The sequence below is a fragment of the Brevibacterium sp. 'Marine' genome (genome assembly GCF_012844365.1).
GTDB lineage: Bacteria > Actinomycetota > Actinomycetes > Actinomycetales > Brevibacteriaceae > Brevibacterium.
The window spans coordinates 1,100,972-1,122,159 of record NZ_CP051626.1; the positions used below are offsets into that span (position 1 = coordinate 1,100,972).

Sequence of the window (21,188 nt, forward strand, 5' to 3'; positions counted from 1 at the left end):
CTGCATCGATACCAGCAAAGACGCGGGAGTGTGGCCCATCAGTCTGAAAACCTCTGCCGCATCGCCCGACGCGACTCCCGACCTCACCGTTTCCGCAGACGGTCGCGTCCCGGCGCGCGGATCCGGGCACACATGCCTGAGCCGAGGGTGTGACCGGCGTGACTGCGGAATGACGGGGCACGGATTAGGATGGTGAGTCGTGTTGACTGTGGCAGAGAAGAGCGCGCGGAAGTTCGCGAAGGAGACCCCGCTGGGGCGGACCCGCCGGGCCCGGAAGATCCATCGCATCCTCGCCGAGGTGTATCCGAACGCGAAATGCGAGCTCGACTTCGAGACTCCGTTCCAGCTGCTCATCGCCACCGTCCTGTCCGCTCAGACCACCGATATCCGCGTCAACTCGGTCACCCCGAGCCTCTTCGCCGCCTTCCCCGACGCTCATGCCCTGGCCGTGGCCAATCTCATCGAGGTCGAGGAGCACATCCGCTCCACCGGGTTCTACCGGGCGAAGGCCCGCAACATCGTCAAGCTCGCGAACGAACTCGTCGACGAGTACGACGGTGTGGTGCCGAACAAGTTGGACAAGCTCGTCAAGCTCGCCGGAGTCGGGCGCAAGACCGCGAACGTTGTCCTCGGCAACGCCTTCGACACTCCAGGACTGACCGTCGACACCCATATGGGCCGGTTGGCGCGCCGCTTCGGGTGGACGGAGGAGACCGATGCCGTCAAGGCCGAGCATGAGATCGCGGCCCTGTTCCCGAAGAAGGATCTCACCATGCTTTCGCATCGGGTGATCTTCCACGGCCGCCGCATCTGTCATTCCCGCAAGCCCGCTTGTGGAGCCTGCCCCCTGACCGCGCTGTGCCCCTCGTTCGGCATCGGGGAGCTCGACCCGGAGAAGGCACGCGCCATGCTCCGGTTCGAAATGGCACCCTTGGCCACTCCCGCCGAGGAGGCTGTCGCCGAGGACGGACAGTGAGCGCCCGAATCCCCGACCTTCCACCCGAATCGGCGACGATCGCCGATGGAGCCCTGCGCGGGCAGCTCGAAGCCCTCGCCGTCTCGCACGGGTCCCCGCTGTGGCTGCGTCGACAGAAGGGAACGGCCGAGGTTGCCGCCCGTGACGCCGCCGTGCTCATGCTCTTCGGGCGTGGGGGAGAAGCCCGCACCGAGGCGGGAGAAGCAGAAGAGAAGCGCCTGGCCGAACTCGGCGTCGCCGATGTCGACATCGTGCTCCTCCAGCGGGCTGCGACCTTGCGCCATCATCCCGGCCAGGTCGCCTTTCCCGGAGGGGGCCGTGACCCCGAGGACGATTCCATGGCGGCCGCCGCGCTGCGTGAAGCGGAGGAAGAGGCTGGAATCTCCCCGGACACCGTCGAAGTGCTCGGAGAGATGGATCCGCTCTATATCCCGGTTTCGAAATTCGAGGTGACACCGGTGGTCGGCTATTGGCGTCAGCCCGGTCGGGTGCATGTGATGGATCAGCGGGAGTCGTATTCTGTCTATCGGGTGGCCATCGCCGATCTCGTCGCCCCTGCCAATCGCGGCACCTTCTCCCGTCCCGATCTGAAGATCTCGACCCCGGCTTTCGACGTCGGAGTGCTCAAGGTCTGGGGCTTCACTGCCGGCATCCTCGATTTCGCCCTCGACCATCTCGGCTGGGCCGGCGAATGGGACAAGACGGCTCCCATCGCGATCGATTTCTGAGACATCGATTTCTGAGGCAGATGCGAAGGCGGCGCCGGACTTGATGTCCGGCGCCGCCTTCGTTCCTGCCGCGGTTCTCAGTATTGCAAGGAGTGTCAGTACCTGGGTCCCGAGGGGTTCTTCACTGCGCGCTTGACGGAGGCCACCAGCGACTTGGCCGAGCCGATCGCGGTGCCGGGAACCGGGTTGCCCTTCTTGAACAGCGGAAGGGCGATGAGAACGAGGACGATCGCGATGACGGCGAGGATGCCGAAGACGATGAGGAAGCTGCCCCACCACGGCCAGCCCAGTCCCTCATGGAACGCGGCCGCACCGGCGAAGATCACCATGAACGAGGACAGGAAGAGCAGGAAGAGAGCGACAACGGCCAGTCCGGCTCCGATGCCCAGGTTCTTCGCGCCGGCAGTGGCTTCGGCCTTGGCGAGGGCAATCTCTTCTTCGGCGATCGCTTTGGAATCGTCGCTGATGCCTTTGATCAGTTCGCTGATGGACCGTTCGGCCATGAGAGCTCCTAAATCGAGAACGAGGACAATCTAACTTAAGAGTAGTCTGATCGCGCCCTGCGGCCAAAGGCGAATCGGCGGGGAACCGGGAAAACCCGTCGGATCCCGACGACGGCCGCTATGCGGCAGGGCCGTCTGTCACCGACGGGTCATCCGACCTCGGCCTCAGAGCGAGGTTCAGGCTTCTGCGACGGACTTTTCGATCTGGTCCATCACCGAGGCATCGGCGAGGGTCGACGTATTGCCGACCTCGCGGTTCTCGGCAACGTCCTTGAGTAGGCGACGCATGATCTTGCCGGAGCGGGTCTTGGGCAGGTCCGTGACGATGTGGACCTTCTTCGGCTTCGCGATGGGGCCGATGTCCTTGCCCACATGCTGACGCAGCTCCTCAGATGTCTCGGAGGAGTCCTCGACTCCATTGGAGACGATGACGAACGCGACGACGGCCTGACCGGACGTATCGTCGGCAGCGCCGACCACAGCCGCCTCGGCGACCTTGGGATGCGCGACGAGCGAGGACTCGATCTCTGCGGTGGACAGGCGGTGACCGGACACATTCATCACATCGTCGACGCGGCCGAGGAACCAGATGTCCCCGTCCTCATCGCGGCGTGCGCCGTCGCCGGCGAAGTACGTGTCTTCGAACCGCGACCAGTAGGTCTCCTTGAAGCGCTCCGGATCTTTCCAGATCCCGCGCAGCATCGACGGCCAAGGCCGACGGATGACGAGCAGCCCGCCTTCGGGACCTGCCGGGTTCTCACCCGAATCATCGACGACGTCGACGGAGATGCCGGGAATCGGACGCTGGGAAGAACCGGGCTTGGTCGACAGTACTCCGGGCAGGGGAGCGATCATATGGGCCCCGGTCTCGGTCTGCCACCAGGTGTCGACGATCGGGCAGCGCTCACCGCCGATGACGCGGTGGTACCAGCGCCAGGCCTCGGGATTGATCGGTTCGCCGACGCTGCCGAGCAGACGCAGACTGGACAAATCGTACTTCGCCGGGATCTCCTCGCCCCACTTCATGCACGTGCGGATCGCCGTCGGGGCGGCATAGAGGATCGTGGCCTTGTACTTCTCGATGATCTCCCACCAGCGACCCTGATGCGGAGTGTCCGGGGTGCCTTCGTAGATGATCTGAGTGGTGCCGGCGGCCAGTGGGCCGTAGGCGACATAGGAGTGACCGGTGACCCAGCCGACGTCGGCGGTGCACCAGAAGACATCCGTCTCGGGCTTGATGTCGAAGACCGCCTTCATCGAGTACAGCACCTGAGTGAGGTAGCCGCCGGTGGTGTGGAGGATGCCCTTGGGCTTTCCTGTCGTCCCGGAGGTGTAGAGGATGAACAGGGGGTGCTCCGAGTCGAAGAACTCGCATTCGTGTTCGTCGCTTGCCCGGCCGACGGAATCCTCCCACCACTGGTCGCGGCCCTCGACCCAATCGACGTCCTGACCGGTGCGCTTGACGACGAGAACGTGCTCGACCGGAGTGTCACCCCGGGAGATCGCTTCGTCGACGGCCGGTTTGAGGCTCGTGGGCTTGGCGCGACGGTAGCTTCCGTCGGCGGTGATGACGACGCGGGCTTCGGCGTCGATGATGCGCGAGTGCAGTGCATCGGCGGAGAATCCGCCGAAGACGACCGAATGTGCAGCACCGAGGCGAGCACAGGCGAGCATCGAGATCACGGCTTCGGGAATCATCGGCAGGTAGATGGCAACCCGGTCGCCGCTCTTGACGCCGAGGTCGGTCAGCGTGTTCGCCGCCTTCGACACTTCGGCGAGAAGTTCGGCATAGGTGAAAGCACGGGAATCGCCCGGTTCGCCTTCGAAGTTGATGGCCACCCGGTCGCCGTTGCCGGCGAGGACGTGGCGGTCGAGGCAGTTGTAGGCGACATTGAGCTTTCCGCCGACGAACCATTTCGCGAACGGCGGATTCGTCCAATCCAGGACCTCGTCGAAGTCCTCGTGCCAGTCGACGAGCTCGCGGGACTGCTCGGCCCAGAAGCCCAAGTAGTCTGCCTCGGCACGTTCGTATTCGTCGGCCTTGACGTTGGCGTCTGCGGCGAACTGCTCAGGCGGGGCAAACGTCTCTGTCTGCTCGGCAGCGGTTTCGGTCATGCTTTCCCTCCGACTTCCTTGGTGGATCGAAAATTCTAGTTGCACTGTATACCGGTGGTCGGGGGCAGTGGAGGGCAGTTTCATGCGATGAACGGGGAAATCGGGGGTAGCCGCCGCGCAATTGTCGTGGTATGGGTCACATGGCTTCGACGGTGATGAGGTCACCGAAGAGCCTCCTCGGTGAGGGAATGCGCGGTTCCCGACGTGCCTGAGAAAGCGCGTATGAGTGCACAGGAGGCCTGTGTTCTGCAAGGATGGGGTCAGAGTCCGTCGGGATCCGACCCGCGCGGACACGGAAACACTGTTACCTTTCCCCGAGATCGACTGGAGTCAGCGATGAGTTCGCCGCAGCATCCAACCGGGTCCGGGCCACAGCCGTGGCAGGATCAGCCCCCGCAGTACCCGGGGCAGAACGCGCAGCAGCCCGGTGGTCAGCCGCCGGCCTACGGGTCGGGACCGGGACAGTTCGGTGCGGCTCCCGCGCCGGCCTATGGTTCCGCACCCGGGCCCTATGGCTCGGCACCTGGACAGCCCGCCGCGCAAGGACCCTATGGATCGGCTCCGGCCCAGTATGGGTCGGGACCCGGACCATACGGTTCTGCTCCCGGGCAGTACGGATCGGCACCGGGACCGTACGGGTCAGCGCCGGGCCAGGGTCAGTTCGGCCAGGCGCCAGCGCCCAAGCGGAAGACCGGCCCGGGAATCCTCGGCCCGCTGACTCTGCGCGATCTCTTCCTCCTCTTCGCCGGTCTGCTCGCCTTCATCGCCCTGTTCGTGCCCTACCGCAGCTACAGCTACGGCTTCGGACATGAGACGACGACTCTGTGGCATTGGAACGTCGCGGATATGGGCGCGCTCGTATTCGGGGTGCTCACGATCCTGCTCATCGTGGCGGCCGTGCTCGTCAACAAGCTCGGCAGCAGCCGACTGCGGGTCGGGTCGCTCAGCCTCGACCAATTCATCTCCGTGCTCTCGGCGATCGCGTTCACCTACGTGTTTATCGACCTGCTCACTTCGGCGGTCTACTGGCATGTGGGTTCGTACCTGACGTTCTTCGCCGGGCTCATCGCATTCTTCGCGGGTGTGTTCACGATGCTGCCGTTCTTCGCCAAGGAATTCGCCGGCCGCGAGGACATCGAAACCCATCCGAAGGCTCGCCCCGTCGCCAAGCACACCCAGCATCCGGCACCGGTGGCCAATGTGCCGGGTTCTGCCGGACCGGGTGCCGGTGCACCCGGATTCGCACCGTATGGTGCCGCTCCGGCCGGTGCAGGTCAGCCAGGATTCGGACAGCCGGGTACCGGCGATTACGGTCAGCCCGGCGGACCGGGACAGTCCGGCCAGCCGACTCAGTTCGGTGCGCCGGGACAGTCGGGTCAGTTCGGTGCGCCGGGACAGTCGGGTCAGTTCGGTGCGCCGGGACAGTCGGACCAGTTCGGCGGCCCGGGACAGTCGGGTCAGCCTGCACAGCAGGGTCAGCAGGACCAGTTCGGTCAGTCGGGTCAGTTCGGCGGTCCGGAACAGCAGAATCAGTTCGCCCCTGCCGACCAGCAGGCCCAGCCTGCCGACCAGCAGAACCAGCCCAGCCCCTACGCTCCGCCGCAGGAGCAGGACGCCGAACGTTCTGCCAGCTCCTTCGCCGCACCTGCCGGCACCTCGGAGGCGGGCGCTGCGCCCGGATACGAGGACGCGACAACTGATCAGGCCTCGGCCGACGGACCGGTGCACAGCACCGGTGACGGTCAGACCTATCTGGGCCGTCGCGATTCGGACGCCCCGCAGCATTCGCAGAGCGAACCGACTCAGACATTCGGAGTCGGAGCCAGCCGGCCGCAGGCCGATGCGGCCGACGGTCAGCCCACCGGCGCGAGCGGCCAGGCCGCTGAAGCCGAGGCCCAGCCCACCGAGACAGGCGACAAGACACACCCGGGCGCTGCGGCCGCTGCTGCAGGCGCCGGGGTGATCGGCGCCGGTGCTGCCGGTGTCGCCGCCGCACACTCGGACTCCGAACGTCGGCGTGGCCGCCACGCCGCTCCCGAATCGGAGACCGACTCCGCGCCGGCTGCTGAGACCGATGCGGCGAACGAGGACACGTCTGCGGACAGGTCCATGGCCGCCTCGGCGAAGGAGGACGACACCCCGACGGTCGTGTCGCCGGCCGAGAGCAGCGACCTGGTCTCCAAGGTCAACGCGAAGTCCTCGGATACGAACTCCGCAGAAGACACAGAAGTCGCCGGCGCGGGATCGGCTGCACAGTCCTCGACCGCCTCGCCATCGGATTCTTCGGCCTCGACCGACGAAGCCCCGGTGCAGGGTCAAGACGACGATGCGAATGTCCGCTCCACCGAGGCTACGGTTGTCAGCACTCCGGCCGATGACACGGCGTCTGCGGGCGATGACACGGCGTCTGCGGGCGATGACACGGCAACTGCTGGCGATGACACGGCGGGGGATGACGACGGGCAGGCGACCGCTGTGATGGAGCCGGCCACCAGTGCGGAGCGGACGACCGCTCCCGAAAGCGAAGAGCCGACTCAGTACGTTCCCGTCGCCGACTATGCCAACCGTCCGGAGACCGACGGGCGCCCGGACAGCTCGACCGACGAGACCATGGCGCAGACGGCCGTCGACAACCAGCCGGTGCCCGCCGATGCCGGTCAGAACCGGTCTGCTGATGAGCAGAACAACGGCCGGAACGCCGGTCAGGACAACGGTCAGGCACAGAACCAGGACGGTGGACGCCCCATCATCCAGGCGTTCTGGTTCGCCGTTCCCGAGCCGCGTGAAGCCGTGGACGAGACCACCGGAATGCCGGTGTTCACGATCTACCCCGGCGACTGGTACCTCAGTCTCGAGGACAACGGATCCTCGTTCAAGGTCCGCGACTCCGACGGCAGCACCACCGGTGTCCTGCGCAATATCGAAGGAATCCAGCGCGGCTGATTCGGTCCGGCTTCCACTCGCACGTCAGCGCTGTGGACACGCCGCGGTCGAGCCGGTGCCCATCGGCACCACATGATGTGACCGAGCGGCCGACCCACCGCGGCTGACCTGGATGGAAGCTGCAGGCTGCCACTTGGGGCGCCTCCTGTGACTCAACCTCACAGGAGGCGCCCCTTCGTCGTCCCCTCCACAGGGCAGCGCTCCGACCTGGCCGGAGGCCACCGCTCGAGTCCAGGCTCGGTGCATGCAGGTAGCCCTCATCACCGACCTCGGTGCGATCACCGAAGAATGCGCCCGAGTCGCCGAAAGCATCGGCATCTCCCTGACCGTTCTGCCTCCCGACTCCGGAGGCTGGCAGTCAGCGTCGCTCATCCTCCTCGGCGAAGACGTCCGCGAAGCCCCCGCCACCGACAGAGCGGACACGATCCTCGTCGTCCTCAACGATGACGAACCCTCCTCGACCTGGGCGAAGGCCGCCCACCTCGGCGTCGACCAGCTCGCCGTGCTGCCCGCCGCTGCGGAATGGCTGAGCGGACGGATGATCGCCGCCGTCGAACCGCCTGGTGCACCCGGGACCACGGTCGGCGTCGTCGCCGGCTGCGGAGGAGCGGGAGCCTCCGTGCTCGCATGCGCACTCGCCCGACGGGCCGGAGCTGATCACAGCACCGTCCTCGTCGACGCCGACCCGCTCGGCGGGGGACTCGACCTCGTCCTCGGCGCCGAAGCGGTGCCCGGGCCCCGGTGGACCGACCTCAGCGCCTCTCGCGGACAGCTGCGCCCCTCTACCCTGGCCGATGCGCTGCCCCGCCACGACGGACTCGCGCTGCTGTCCTGGGGTCGGGACGACACGGTCGACCTCGACCCCGACGTCTTCGACGACTTCCTCGCCGCAGCCGGTCAGGCCTTCGACCTCGTCATCGTCGATCTGCCCCGCCACGCCCCACCGCAATGGACGAGACGCTGCCATCATGTCCTTCTCGTCTCCCCGGCCCGGGTCCGGTCGGCCGTCGCCTCCTCCCAAGTGGCCAAGCGATTGTCCCAGGCCCACCCCGATGTGCGCCTCGTCGTCCGCGAAACCGGACCCGGAGGCCTCGACGCCGAGCTCCTCGCCGACTCCATCGGTCTGAGCTTGGCCGGGAGCATCCGCGATGATCGGGGACTGTCCGCCGCCGTCGACCGTGGCGAGGGCATCCCCGGTGGCGCGCACCTCGGCCGCCTCGTCGACCGCTTGCTGGGGGAGTGGGTCGAATGAGCGAATGGCTCGACGCCTCGCTGGTCGCCGATGTCCGCAAAACGCTGCTCGACAAGCCGGGACCGGTGACCACGGCCGCCGTCGCCGAGGCGGTCCAACGCACCGGACGCGTGCTCGGTTCGTCCGCCCTGCTCGAACTCGTCACCCGGCTGTCCGCGCAGCTGTCCGGGGCAGGACCCCTGCAGTCCGTGCTTGAGGTGCCCGGCACCACGGACGTGTTCGTCAACGGACCGCGTGAGATCTTCGCCGACACCGGTGGCGGGCCTCGGCTGCTCGACCTGTCCCTGGGATCCGAAGAGGAGGTGCGGTCCCTCGCTGTCCGGTTGGCCGCCCTCGGCGGGCGTCGCCTCGACGATTCCTCTCCCTATGTCGATGTGCGCCTGCCCGACGGGGTGCGGATGAACGCGATCGTCCCTCCCATCTCCGGGGACACGACGACGATCAGCTTCCGCGTGCCGAAACGCTCCGGATTCCTCTACTCCCAACTCTGCGACTCAGGGTTCGTCCCCGATGAGATCAGCCCCCTCATCGCCGAGGCGGTCACGTCACGGGCGAACATCCTCATCTCCGGCGGGACGGGCACGGGGAAGACCGTCCTCCTCGGTGCTCTGCTGTCCCTGGTCGAGACGATCCAGCGCATCGTCATCGTCGAGGACTCCCGCGAGCTCATCGTCACCCACCCGCACACCGTCCAACTCGCAGCCCGCCAGGCCAACGTCGAAGGCGGCGGCGAGGTGACTCTGACCGACCTCGTGCGCAACGCCCTGCGGATGCGGCCCGACCGCCTCGTCGTCGGGGAATGCCGCGGCGCGGAGGTCCGTGACATGCTCACCGCGCTCAACACCGGTCATGAGGGCGGGTGTGCAACGATCCACGCGAACACCGCCGAAGCCGTGCCCAGCCGGGTGGCCGCGCTCGGGGCGTTGGCGCAGATGAGCCCGGACGCCGTGTATTCGCAGTTCTCCACCGCCATCGACCTCGTCATCCATCTGCGGCGCTGCGGCTCCGAGCGGGGAATCACGGAACTGGCGATCCCGACGAGGGCCGGTGCCGAGGCAGTCGTGATGGAACCGGTGTGGGGCCGCCCCTCGCCGTCGACGACCGGCACCGTCAACCGCCGGGCCCTGGCCCGGTTCGAAGCCGTGCTCGAACAGAAATCCGCACAATGATCGTCCTCACCGCCGCTCTGATCGCGGCCGGGATCGTCCTTGCGGCGCCCTCGGACCCGGGTGCCAGACTGCGGGAACTCCTGCACCGTGCAGAGGACGGCGAATCAGTGCCGAAAGGAGTGCGTGCCGTCTTTCGCCGAGGCGGCCACACCGCCGATGATCAGGCCGAGCGGTTGTGGGCGATCGCCGCGGTGGAGAACTGCGCCCATCTGCTCAAGGTGGGGATGACTCCGCAGGCGGTGATGACCACGCTCAGCCGCCACAATGACGCACTGGCCCCGATCTCACGAGCGATCTCGTTGGGTGAGGAGCCCGGACGCGCCATCGCCACCCGCAGCAGCGCGCTGTCGGAGGCCGCCGCTCACGTGCTGACCGGAATGGCCGCCGTGTGGACGGTGTCCGAACGTTCCGGAGCCCCCGCAGCCGAGATGATCCTGCGTTACGCGGCCGCCCAGAGAGACGCCCTCGACGCCGAACGCGAACGGCGCATCGCCATGGCCGGCCCGCGGTCGACGGTGCGGGTGCTCAGCTGGCTGCCGCTCATCGGCGTCGGTCTCGGACTGCTCATCGGCGTCCGACCCCTGGAACTCATCAGCGGGCTGCCGGGACAGCTGAGCATCGGTGCCGGACTCCTCCTGTACGGGGCCGGCCGATGGTGGATGCGGACGATGATGCTGCGAGCGCAGAGGTGATCATGCTTGCTGTGCTCATCGGTGCCTGTGTCGGACTCGGCGTGCTGCTGTGGTCCGGATCGACCCGCCGGAGACTGCAGAGCCTCCTCGGCGAGGGCAGGACCGATCCGACCGGCACCGAGGCGGCCACCCCGGAGGCGGGTCCGGCCGAGTCGGGGACAGAGCCGGCAGTGGCCGATGATCAGTTGGCATTCGACCTCGATCTCGTAGCGATCTGTCTGACCTCGGGCCTGCCGATTCCCGTGGCGCTGACCTTGACCGCCGAGGCGACCGATGACCGATCGGATCTGCAGAGGATCGCCCGTGCGATGACGATCGGAGGGCGCAGGCTCGCCGACGACGATCGGCTGCTGCCGGTGCTCGAGGTCTTCGAATTCTCCGAACACACCGGTGTCGGCCCGGCACCACTCATCGAGTCCGTGGCCGAGGAGCTGCGGGCGTCCTCACGCCGGCGTCGGCAGGAGGCCGCCGCCTCGTTGGGTGTGCAGCTGGTGCTGCCGTTGGGTGTGTGCATTCTGCCGGCGTTCCTCTTGCTCTCGGTCGTCCCGGTCGTCATCTCGCTGCTGACCGACCTCACGACCGTGTTCTTCTGAAGTGGTGACCTGGTTTTCAGACTCGACCGATAGGCTCGGGACATGGCACCGGTCACACCCTTCAATCAGCTGTCCACTGTCGAACAAGCCGAGGACTACGCCGAGAACCTCTTCGTCGGCCGATCCGTGCGTCTGCGGCCACTGAGGGAGGATGATCTGCCCTATCTCGAACAGTGGTGGTTCGATCCCTCGATCGTCGTCCTGCAGAATCACACGGTTCTGCCGCGGCCGGAAGGGGGAGTGTCCGAACAGTTCTCACAGTGGAGCGCGAACAGATCGAGCGAAGCGGTCGGCTTCAGCATCGAGCTGACCGAAACCGAAGAATTCGTCGGCCACGTCACCCTCTACGGACGCAACCCCATCAACCAGTCCGCCACTCTGGCGATCGTCCTCGGCCCCGAATTCCACGGGCGCGGCTACGGATCGGATGCGGTGCGACTGGCCGTGAAGTACGGGTTCCTCCAATTGGGACTCAATCGCATCGAGCTGCAGACCTGGGCGTTCAACACCCGCGGAATCGCCTCCTACACCAAGGCCGGCTTCGTCGAAGAAGGCCGTCGACGAGAAGCCGTGTTCTTCAACGGCCGCCGCCACGACGAAGTCATCATGGCCATCCTCAGAGACGACTGGGCCGGCAACACCTGAGGCACCGGCGGCACTGACTCGCACGCCGATTCCTGTGGACGACCTCTCCACTCGTCCATGGTGAGCCTGTGGACGCCGAACCCGTTTCCACAGGCACGAAACCGCGTCTGGACACGACAGTGCGCTCACTCCCAGGCTGAAGGTCCGCTCGCAGAGTGCGAACGGGGTTTCAGCCAAGGAGGAGAGCATGGCCACAACTTCACCGCCCCCGGAGATCGAGGATCCGCCGACGGGTCAGATCGAACCGGTCGCCGACCACACTGAGATCGACCAGTTCTGGGACTCCGACACCGGAGCGACCACCGCAGAGTATGCGATCACCACTCTGGCCGCATGCGGATTCGCCGCACTGCTCGTCGTCGTCCTCAAATCAGAACCGATCAAGGAACTCATCACCGGGGTCATCTCCACGGCGCTCGGTCTGGGAAGCTGAACCGTCATGGCACGCGGACGCTCCCGTCAGCGGCAGCGAGGTTGGGATCGCGATTCGGGAACGGCGACCGCGGAATTCGCCGTCGTCATGCCGGCCGTCGTGCTTCTCATCGTGCTGCTCACGGGAGCCGCCGCGGTCGGCTTCTCCCAGCTGCGAGCCTTCGACGCAGCCCGGTCCGCGGCCCGTGAGATCGCCCGCGGCGAACCCCGAGCCGCCGTCGTGTCCGAAGCGAAGAAGCACGCCGGTGAGTCCTCGTCGGTCCGCGTCCGAGCCGACGGCGGATACTCGGTCGTGACCGTCACGATCGAACTGCCGGCTGCGATCTTCTTCCTCGACGCCGTCGATGCGCATGCCACTGCGCGATTCGAAGGGGACAGGTCCGGGCCGTCATGACGAACATCGTTGTGGGGCTCTGCTCGACCGTGCTCGTCCTCGTCGCCGCCATCGGCAGCCTCGGCCAGGCCTTCGTGGCCCACAGTCGGGCGCAGAGCGCCGCGGACCTGGCGGCGCTCGCCGCCGCGGACGCCGTGCGCGGACTGGCCACCGGAGAACCGTGTGAGATGGCGAACGAGGTGGCGATTCGCAATGGCGGTCACCTCAAGGACTGCCGTGCCTCGCTGAGTGAGCAATCCGCCTACGTCGTCATCGAAGTCGACATCCCTGGGCCTCTGCCGAAGGTCAGAGAGGAGGCCGTCGCCGGGAAATGAGGGGATCGCTACCTGAGCACGGTGCGCAGCAGCCGCAGCGCTGCGTCCTTCTCCAGCGGTTCGTTCCCGTTGCCGCACTTCGGCGACTGCACACACGACGGGCAGCCGTCGATGCACTCACATGCGGCGATGGCGTCCCTGGTCGCACCCAACCATTCTTCGATGACCTCGCTGCCGCGTTCGGCGAACCCGGCGCCCCCGGCCAGACCGTCATAGACGAACACCGTCGCCAGTCCGGTGTCGGCATGCAGCGCCGTCGACAGGCCGCCGATGTCCCAGCGGTCACAGCCGGCGAAGAGCGGAAGCAGACCGATCGAGGCATGCTCGGCGGCATGGACGGCTCCGGGCAGGTCTCCGGAGACGACGTCGGCCTCGTCGAGGATGCTCTGCGGAATCGTCCACCACACGGCCTTCGTCCGCAGCGTGCGTTCGGGCAGGTCGAGCTCGTGTTCGGCGATGATCGCTCCACCGCGTTTGGCCCGCATCCGGTAGGCCACGACCTGATCGATGACGTCGACGGTTCCGCTGCACACAGCCACCCCGGAGGGCAGGACCCGCTGCGCATCGGTGTCGACGATCGAGATCTCCGTCTGCGAGCGCGGTTGAGTCGTGTAGTCGACCTCGGCGCGTTCGACGGCGACGATCCGGTCCTCGAGATCGAGATCGAGGACGGTGAAGTCGATGCCCTGATGCGTGTACACCGCTCCCGGATGGGCTCCCGTATGTGCACCCGATTCGTCGACCGTGCCCAGCAGGGTGCCGGTGCTCGCCTCGACCAGGCTGAACTGTCCGCCGCCGGCGCCGCGGATATCGGACAGGTCGGCCGCCGGTTGGTCCTTTGCCCAGAACCATCCGGTCGGCCGTGCCCGCAGCATCTTCGTCTCCACGAGGTCGTCGATGACGGCGGGCGAATTGTCCGGGAAGTGCACGAGGTCGGCCGACTTCAGAGGCACCTCGGCGGCGGCCGCACACAGGTGACCGGAGAGCACATGCGGGTTGCCCGGATGGATGACGCCGGCGTCGACGGGGGAGTCGAAGATGACTTCAGGATGGTGGACGACGAACGTATCGAGCGGATCATCACGGGCGATGAACACGGCCATCCACCGCTGTCCGGCTCTGCCGGCACGCCCCGCCTGCTGCCACAGGGAGGCCAGGGTTCCCGGCCAGCCGGAGATGATGACGAGGTCGAGTCCGGAGATGTCGATGCCCAACTCCAGCGCATTCGTCGACGCCACGGCCAGCAGCTGACCCGAACGCAGCGCGGTCTCGAGCATCCTGCGCTCTTCGGCCAGATACCCGCCGCGGTAGGCGGCGACCTTGCCGGTCAGGGTCTCATCCACCTGCCCCACCTGGTCGCGGACAGTCTGGGCGAGGGCTTCGGTGCCGCGGCGGGAGGCGATGAACGTGATCGACCGAAAACCGGCGCACATGGAATCGGTGATGACATCGGCGGCTTCGACCAGACCGCTGCGCCGGTCCCCGCCGGGAGACACGGGAGGCTCCCACAGGGCGAAGCTGCCGGCTGCGCGCGGGGACGAATCCTCGGTCACTGCATGCGCGGACCGCCCGGTCAGCTTCGCAAAGGCTGCGTCCGGGTCCGCCATCGTCGCCGATGCTCCGATGACGACCGGTGTTGCCCCGTAATGGGCGGCGATGCGCAGCAGGCGGCGGAGGATGAGTGCGACATGGGAGCCGAAGACTCCGCGGTAGCGATGGGCCTCATCGATGACGATGAATCGCAGGTTCTTGAACATCCGGGAAAAGCGCTCGTGCTGGGGCAGAACGCTGCGGTGGAGCATGTCCGGGTTCGTGAAGATGATGTTCGCATGTCGCCTGGCCCAGTCCTTCGAGACCTGCGAGGTGTCCCCGTCATAGCTGGCAGGACGCATGCCCTGGATGACGAACCGTTCGAGTTTGGTCAGCTGATCGGCGGCCAGTGCCTTCGTCGGCGCGATGTAGATCGCCGAGGCGGTGCGCAGCTTCCCGCGAGTCGATTGGATCGCTTCGAGCACCGGCAGCCAGAATCCCAAAGACTTGCCTGAGGCGGTGGGGGTGGCGATGACGACGTCGGAACCGTCCCTGGCCGTCTGCGCCGCTTCGAGCTGGTGCTGCCACAGAGCGTCGACGCCGATGGCATGGCATGCGTGCTTGAGTTCCTCGTCGATCCAGTCAGGCCACGCGGCGTCGCGTTCGAAACGCTGCGGGATATCGCGGACATGGACGATCCGCTCATCCCGGGCACCGAAACCGGTGACGATGTCGAGAAGAGCAGAGGAGGCCATGAGTCAATTATGGCGCAGTCGCTAGGATTCTTCTGTGACTGATCTGCCGTTGGCCCACCTGGGCGAGACCCTCTACCATTCCGGATACACCGAACCACGGCTGCGCCAGTTCTGGGGCGGCCCGACCTCGGAGGCGCTGCTGCGCAACAACGCCGCACCCGCCATCCACCACTGCACCCGGACGCTGGCGGAGCAGTCGTCGACGGCCGCCGACCGGGCCCTGGCCAGCGCGGCGCTGCTCTTCCACTTCCACCGCACAGTGCCGGTCACCGACGTCCGAGCGCTGCTGGGGGAGTCCTTCGACACCGCCGCCGAGGCGGGGCTGATCACCGTGGACGACGACGAGGTGGTCGCCCCCTTCGCCCTGACCCCCTATGATCTTCCCGTCGGTGTCCCGCGCGGCTTCCGTCCCGGGGACGAGAACCTCTACCTCGTGGCCGACCACGGCACCCTGACCACACCGGGTGTCCTCGACGGAGAATTCGTACTCGGACTCGGCGGAGCCGGCCGGACACTGGTGTCGATCACCCCGCGTGACCACGTGGGTGTGGCCGCCGACATCGGCACCGGCTGCGGAATCCAAGCTCTGCTGCTGGCCCGTCACAGCGACCGAGTCATCGCCACCGACATCTCCCGTCGAGCCCTGCGACTGGCCGAACTCTCGGCCGGACTCAACGCGGTGACGACGATCGAATTCCGGCACGGGTCCCTCCTCGAACCCTTGGACGAACCCGTGGATCTGCTCGTGTCGAATCCGCCGTTCGTCATCACCCCGCGCAGCACGGACACCACCTTCGAATACCGGGACGGCGGAATGACCGGAGACCGCCTCGTCCGGGAGCTGTTCACCCGGATCCCGGAGATCCTCACCCCGGGCGGACGCAGCGTCTGCCTCGGAAACTGGGAATCCGCCTCGGGGACGGACGAAGGACCGGAGGCCTGGGTCGGCGATGACGACACGTCGGTGTTCGTCATCGAACGCGAGGCCCTCGACCCCATCGCCTACGCCGAAACCTGGATCCGCGACGGCGGGACCCCTCGCGCCAGCACCGCCTGGAATGACGCAGTCGCCGCATGGCTCGACGACTTCGCCACCAGAGCTGTGGACGAAATCGTCTTCGGGTACGTGCTGATGACACGGTCCGATAACGATGTGCCGACAATCGATTCTCCGGACTCCGCGGTCGGGGACGATCAGCAGGGCCTCGTCGGTGGACTGTCGGGCACGGCCGAGGGAGTGTTCAAGGCCCGGGTGAGAGTCACCTCGGCACCGGCGAACAATCCGCACGGACTCGCGGAGTTCCTCTCCACGATCATCGCGATCCGATCCTGGCTGGCAGCGGCCGGGCCGGAGGAGATCGCCGGGACGGCATTCACCCGCTCACCCGACCTCGTCGAACATCGCCATTTCGTTCCCGGAGCGCCGGAACCCAACTCGGTCACCCTGGAACAGGGGATCGGCTTCGGGCAGGTCTTCGACCTCGATACGGCACTGGCCGGGTTCGTGTCCGTCGCGGATGGGACACTGACTCTGAGACAGACGGCCGGGGCCCTGGCTCAGCTTCTCGAAGTCGATCCCACGGCCCTGGAAGACCAGCTCGTCGCACAGGTCAGAGCCCTGTGCGCGGCGGGAGCGCTGCTGCCCGACAGCGGTGGTCCCGAGAGCTCGGCGGCTCGGTCGTCTGCGGAATAGGGATAGGATCGGAAAACCGTTGACCCCGTGCCCGAGCCGAGATCGGACGATGTCCGGGCAGCGTCCGGGCCGCAAGGGCCGATGAGGAACGTGCCCGATCAACAGTGTTACATTGGGCCGGATCGTCCGTTGCAGCGGGCAGCTGATGCCGTGAGAGGAATGTGAAAGCGTGACCACAACCGAGAAGAAGCCCCGTCGCCTCGTCATCGTCGAGTCTCCGACGAAGGCGCGAACGATTGTGGGATACCTCGGCGACGGTTATGACGTCGAGGCCTCAGTCGGTCATATCCGCGACCTGCCCACTCCCTCGGAGCTGCCCGCCGATATGAAGAAGGGGCCGTACGGAAAGTTCGCTGTCGACGTCGACAACAACTTCGACCCCTACTATCGGATCGACCCGGGCAAGAAGAAGAAGGTCACCGAACTCAAGCGTCTGCTCAAGGACGCCGACGAACTCTATCTGGCAACGGATGAGGACCGCGAAGGAGAGGCCATCGCGTGGCATCTGCTCGAAGTCCTCAAACCGAAGATCCCGGTCAAGCGCATGGTCTTCCACGAGATCACGCCCGAGGCGATCGACCGTGCCCTGGAGAACACCCGCGATATCGACACCTCGCTCGTCGACGCGCAGGAGACCCGCCGCATCCTCGACCGCCTCTACGGCTACGAGGTCTCACCCGTGCTGTGGCGCAAGATCCGCGCAGGGCTCTCGGCCGGACGCGTCCAGTCCGTGGCCACTCGACTCGTCGTCGAACGCGAACGCGAGCGCATGGCCTTCGTGCCCGCCGACTACTGGGACCTCGACGTCGACCTCGGTCTGCCGGACGGGACGAACCCGTTCGCCGCGAACCTCACCACCCTCGACGGGTCGCGGGTGGCCACCGGCCGAGACTTCAACGACAAGGGCGAGCTGAAGAACACCTCGGCGACGATCGTCGACCAGGCCCGCGCGGAATCCCTGGCCACGGAGCTGAACGGCAGCGCCAAGGATGCGCTGACGGTGACCGCGGTGGAGTCGAAGCCCTACTCCCGCCGCCCGGCCGCACCATTCACGACCTCGACCCTGCAGCAGGAAGCCGGACGCAAACTGCGCATGAGCGCCCGTCAGGCCATGCGCACCGCCCAGTCGCTGTACGAGCACGGCTACATCACCTATATGCGTACCGACTCCTCGGCGCTGTCGGGTCAGGCCATCGCCGCCGCCCGCAAGCAGGTGACCGAACTCTACGGTCCCGAATTCGTTCCGAACTCGCCGCGCCAGTACGCGAGCAAGCAGAAATCGGCGCAGGAGGCCCACGAGGCGATCCGACCCGCCGGTGACTCGTTCCGCACCCCGGCGCAGGTGTCCAAGCAGCTGAACGGCGACGAATTCCGTCTCTACGACCTCATCTGGAAGCGCACCGTCGCCAGCCAGATGGCCGATGCGAAGGGCAAGACCGCGACCATCAAGGTCAGTGCCGCTCTCGCCGACGGTCATGAAGCCGGATTCAGCGCCAGCGGCACCGTCATCACCTTCCGCGGGTTCCTCGCCGCCTATGAGGAGGGCCAGGACGCGTCCCGCTACGACACGAAGTCCGGGGAGTCGCGGCTGCCGCAGGTCGAAGAGGGCCAGTCGCTGTCGGTCGTCAAGGCCGAAGCCGACGGACATACCACAGCTCCGCCGCCCCGTTTCACCGAAGCCAGCCTGGTCAAGCAGCTCGAAGAGCTCGGCATCGGCCGTCCCTCGACCTATGCTGCGACGATCTCCGTCATCCAGGACCGCGGCTATGTGACCACTCGCGGCAACGCACTGGTGCCCAGCTGGTTGGCGTTCTCCGTCGTCCGCCTGCTCGAGGAGCACTTCACCGGTCTGGTCGACTACGCGTTCACCGCCGACCTCGAATCCGAACTCGACCGGATCGCGATGGGCGAGGAAGACCGCAATGACTGGCTGGCCGGGTTCTACTTCGGCGACAAGGTCCACGACCGCGAGGGCCTCAAGGCCATCGTCGACGACCTCGGCGATATCGATGCGCGCGAGGTCAACACCGTGGCCATCAGCGAAGGTGTGAACCTGCGCGTGGGCCGCTACGGCCCCTACCTCGAGGTCGCCGCGGAGAAGGACGGCGAGGACCCGAAGCGGGTCTCCGTCCCCGACGATCTGGCACCCGATGAGCTGACGGCGGCGAAGGCGGCCGAACTCATCGAATCCCAGGGCGACGGCGACCGCGAGCTCGGTGTCGACCCGGAGACCGGACACACCATCGTGGCGAAGAACGGTCGGTTCGGACCCTATGTCTCCGAAGTGCTGCCCGAGCCCGAGGAGAAGCCGAAGCGGGGCGCGAAGAAGCCGAAGCCGCGCACAGGTTCGCTGTTCAAGTCGATGGATCTGAACTCGATCGACCTCGAGACCGCGCTCAAGCTGCTCAGCCTGCCGCGTGTGGTCGGTCAGGACGAAGAGGGCACGGACATCACTGCACAGAACGGCCGCTACGGACCGTACCTGAAGAAGGGCACGGACTCCCGTTCGCTGACGGATGAGGAGCAGATCTTCAACATCACCCTCGAGGAGGCGCTGAAGATCTATTCCGAGCCGAAGCAGCGCGGCGGTCGTCGTGCCGCGGCACCGCTGAAGGAACTCGGTGAGGACCCGGAGACGAAGAAGCCCGTCGTCGTCAAGGACGGCCGCTTCGGACCATACGTCACCGATGGCGAGACGAACGCGACCCTGCGCAAGGACGACTCCGTCGAAGCCGTGACGCTCGAACGCGCCGCGACTCTGCTCGCTGAGAAGCGCGCGAAGGGACCGGCGAAGAAGAAGGCACCCGCCAAGAAGACGACGGCAGCCAAGACGACTGCAGCGAAGAAGACGACGGCAGCCAAGACGACGGCAGCGAAGAAGACGACGGCGGCGAAGTCCACTGCCGCGAAGAAGTCGACGACCACGAAGTCCGCAGCGACGAAGTCGACAGGGACGAAGACCACTGCCGCGAAGAAGACGAGCACGGCCAAGCCGAAGACTCCCTGAGCCGACGGCTGCCGAGCCCGCGGCATTCGCTTTGGACTGCTTTCGCCACCTGCCTGAAGTTCCGGGCCGGTGGCGAAAGTCGTTTCTTCTCCCGTGGCCTGTGACTGCTGGGACGAGGTCAGCAGTGCCTCAGGGGCGAGGTCAGTCGCGCGATGAATCCGCGAAATCGGTGAGCGCCTCTCCGTCGAGGCGATAGGTCTCCCATTCGTCCTGCGGCTTCGCACCCAGAGATTCATAGAACCCGATCGACGGTGTGTTCCATTTGAGCACGCACCATTCGAGTCGGGTCAGTCCGCGCTCCTGGCAGATCCGCGCCAGCCGACCCAGAAGTGCCTTCCCGGCGCCCGAGCCGCGATGGTCGGGGGAGACGAAGAGGTCTTCGAGCCAGATGCCGTTCCTGCCCGTCCAGGTGGAGAACGAATGGAACCAGATCGCAATGCCGATGACGTCGCCGTCCGCCTCGGCCACGAGACCGAACGTGTTCGCGTGCCCATCGTCGGGGAACATCACTGCCGCGAAGTCCGCCTCGGTGGCCTCGACCGCATCCGGTTCCTTCTCATAGACGGCCAGTTCGCGGACGAGCCGCAGGATGTCGGGCAGATCCGCAGGCTGTGCTTCACGAATGGTGACGGTCATGGTGTGTCCTCAGAGGCGATGTCTGTCCGCATGAGCGGCCACATCGACCAGCTCCTCGGCAGTGGGGGACAGAGGCGTATGCGGATTCGCATCGGAATAGTAGGCGGCGAACGCCTCGGCGACGGAATCGATCGTCACCTCGGGGTGGATCTCACTGATCGATCCGCCCGTGGACGGCTCCCAATCGATCCCGAGGGCGGCTTCGACATCGGTGAGCACCGCGCGGATCGGATCCGGATCCTCGACGACGACGGATGACGAGAACAGCCACGCCCCGGAGACCACCCGCTGCGCGGTGCCGATCGCCTTGATCCGACCGGCCACGTTGACGCTGTGTTCACCCGGACAGTATTCGCCGGGGATCTCGCCGAGGCGGGCATCGATGCCCAGCCTCCGCAGCACCTCGACATAGTCCTGCCCGAAACCGGTGAACCGGGCATTGGTGTTCGTGATGAACGCATCACTCGGTTCGATGTGATCGATGACCAGGGACCCCGGATGGTAGGCAGCCGCACGTCCGCCGAGGCTTCGCAGAGCCGGCGTGAAGCCGTGGTCACGGGCCGCTTCGACAGCGGTGGCGAAACCGGGCAGGAAACGATCCCGGGCGCCGAACGCCAAGGTCGGGGCCGGTCGGTACATCCGCAGAGTCGCCCCGCGACGTCCGGCCTTGACCGAATCGAGAAGGACGCGGGCGAATGCGAGTTCCTCCACCGGGCCCAAGCCGTCTGCGGCCACCGTGGTCATCGCCTGTGAGTCTCTGTGCACGAGTTCAAGAGTAGAGGATCGGCAGGCGTCGGTCGGGTTCGGGTTG

The 21,188-nt window shown here is 66.5% G+C and carries 18 protein-coding genes; 13 read left to right on the forward strand and 5 right to left on the reverse strand.

Annotated features, from left to right (window positions below; translation table 11 throughout):
* Positions 1–202 precede the first annotated feature (202 nt).
* Together nth and HF684_RS04805 are read left to right on the forward strand one after the other, a co-directional pair.
* Positions 203–976 (forward strand): endonuclease III, encoded by a 774-nt coding sequence (nth, locus tag HF684_RS04800; RefSeq protein WP_248279198.1) that lies wholly within the window; start codon positions 203–205, stop codon positions 974–976.
* Positions 973–1,704 (forward strand): CoA pyrophosphatase, encoded by a 732-nt coding sequence (locus tag HF684_RS04805; RefSeq protein WP_169251577.1) that lies wholly within the window; start codon positions 973–975, stop codon positions 1,702–1,704. Before nth ends, HF684_RS04805 begins: the two co-directional genes overlap by 4 nt.
* Positions 1,705–1,799: 95 nt before the next feature.
* Here HF684_RS04805 and HF684_RS04810 read toward each other — a convergent pair whose 3' ends face one another.
* Together HF684_RS04810 and acs are read right to left on the reverse strand one after the other, a co-directional pair.
* A complete protein-coding gene (locus HF684_RS04810) occupies positions 1,800–2,207 on the reverse strand; it encodes a phage holin family protein (protein WP_169251578.1) in 408 nt (135 codons plus the stop codon).
* A gap of 177 nt (positions 2,208–2,384) precedes the next feature.
* Positions 2,385–4,322: an acetate--CoA ligase gene (gene acs, locus HF684_RS04815; RefSeq protein WP_169251579.1), complete on the reverse strand. Its 1,938-nt coding sequence runs from the start codon at positions 4,320–4,322 to the stop codon at positions 2,385–2,387.
* Positions 4,323–4,658: 336 nt separating this feature from the next.
* On the opposite strand from acs, the gene HF684_RS04820 reads away from it, so the two are divergent.
* The 9 genes from HF684_RS04820 (at position 4,659) to HF684_RS04860 (ending at position 12,756) form a co-directional block, all read left to right on the forward strand.
* Positions 4,659–7,265, forward strand: coding sequence for a hypothetical protein (locus HF684_RS04820; protein ID WP_169251580.1), 2,607 nt, complete (start codon positions 4,659–4,661; stop codon positions 7,263–7,265).
* A gap of 244 nt (positions 7,266–7,509) precedes the next feature.
* Positions 7,510–8,517 carry a septum site-determining protein Ssd gene (gene ssd, locus HF684_RS04825; protein ID WP_169251581.1) on the forward strand — a complete coding sequence of 336 codons (1,008 nt, stop codon included), beginning with the start codon at positions 7,510–7,512 and terminating at the stop codon, positions 8,515–8,517.
* On the forward strand, positions 8,514–9,686 hold the full coding sequence (locus HF684_RS04830; protein ID WP_169251582.1) for a TadA family conjugal transfer-associated ATPase: 1,173 nt from the start codon (positions 8,514–8,516) through the stop codon (positions 9,684–9,686). The genes ssd and HF684_RS04830 overlap by 4 nt, the downstream gene beginning before the upstream one ends.
* Positions 9,683–10,378 carry a type II secretion system F family protein gene (locus HF684_RS04835; protein WP_169251583.1) on the forward strand — a complete coding sequence of 232 codons (696 nt, stop codon included), beginning with the start codon at positions 9,683–9,685 and terminating at the stop codon, positions 10,376–10,378. Before HF684_RS04830 ends, HF684_RS04835 begins: the two co-directional genes overlap by 4 nt.
* Before the next feature lie 2 nt (positions 10,379–10,380).
* Positions 10,381–10,971, forward strand: a complete 591-nt coding sequence (locus HF684_RS04840; protein ID WP_169251584.1) for a type II secretion system F family protein — start codon at positions 10,381–10,383, stop codon at positions 10,969–10,971.
* Between the two features lie 42 nt (positions 10,972–11,013).
* Positions 11,014–11,616, forward strand: a complete 603-nt coding sequence (locus HF684_RS04845) for a GNAT family protein (protein WP_169251585.1) — start codon at positions 11,014–11,016, stop codon at positions 11,614–11,616.
* A gap of 187 nt (positions 11,617–11,803) precedes the next feature.
* Complete coding sequence (locus HF684_RS04850; RefSeq protein WP_169251586.1) at positions 11,804–12,049, forward strand: DUF4244 domain-containing protein; 246 nt, start codon at positions 11,804–11,806, stop codon at positions 12,047–12,049.
* Between the two features lie 6 nt (positions 12,050–12,055).
* Positions 12,056–12,442: a TadE family protein gene (locus HF684_RS04855; RefSeq protein WP_169251587.1), complete on the forward strand. Its 387-nt coding sequence runs from the start codon at positions 12,056–12,058 to the stop codon at positions 12,440–12,442.
* Positions 12,439–12,756, forward strand: a complete 318-nt coding sequence (locus HF684_RS04860; RefSeq protein ID WP_169251588.1) for an Rv3654c family TadE-like protein — start codon at positions 12,439–12,441, stop codon at positions 12,754–12,756. The genes HF684_RS04855 and HF684_RS04860 overlap by 4 nt, the downstream gene beginning before the upstream one ends.
* An 8-nt stretch (positions 12,757–12,764) precedes the next feature.
* Here the strand turns inward: HF684_RS04860 and HF684_RS04865 are convergent, their stop codons facing one another.
* A complete protein-coding gene (locus tag HF684_RS04865) occupies positions 12,765–15,041 on the reverse strand; it encodes a DEAD/DEAH box helicase (protein WP_169251589.1) in 2,277 nt (758 codons plus the stop codon).
* Between the two features lie 34 nt (positions 15,042–15,075).
* Here HF684_RS04865 and HF684_RS04870 point away from each other — a divergent pair, with 34 nt between their 5' ends.
* Both HF684_RS04870 and topA read left to right on the forward strand, forming a co-directional pair.
* Positions 15,076–16,734, forward strand: coding sequence for a class I SAM-dependent methyltransferase (locus tag HF684_RS04870; protein ID WP_248279118.1), 1,659 nt, complete (start codon positions 15,076–15,078; stop codon positions 16,732–16,734).
* A gap of 169 nt (positions 16,735–16,903) precedes the next feature.
* On the forward strand, positions 16,904–19,741 hold the full coding sequence (gene topA / locus HF684_RS04875; RefSeq protein WP_169251590.1) for a type I DNA topoisomerase: 2,838 nt from the start codon (positions 16,904–16,906) through the stop codon (positions 19,739–19,741).
* A 141-nt stretch (positions 19,742–19,882) separates the two neighbouring features.
* Here the strand turns inward: topA and HF684_RS04880 are convergent, their stop codons facing one another.
* Both HF684_RS04880 and HF684_RS04885 read right to left on the reverse strand, forming a co-directional pair.
* Positions 19,883–20,377: a GNAT family N-acetyltransferase gene (locus tag HF684_RS04880; RefSeq protein ID WP_169251591.1), complete on the reverse strand. Its 495-nt coding sequence runs from the start codon at positions 20,375–20,377 to the stop codon at positions 19,883–19,885.
* A gap of 9 nt (positions 20,378–20,386) precedes the next feature.
* Positions 20,387–21,142: a lipoate--protein ligase family protein gene (locus tag HF684_RS04885; RefSeq protein WP_248279119.1), complete on the reverse strand. Its 756-nt coding sequence runs from the start codon at positions 21,140–21,142 to the stop codon at positions 20,387–20,389.
* Positions 21,143–21,188: the final 46 nt, after the last annotated feature.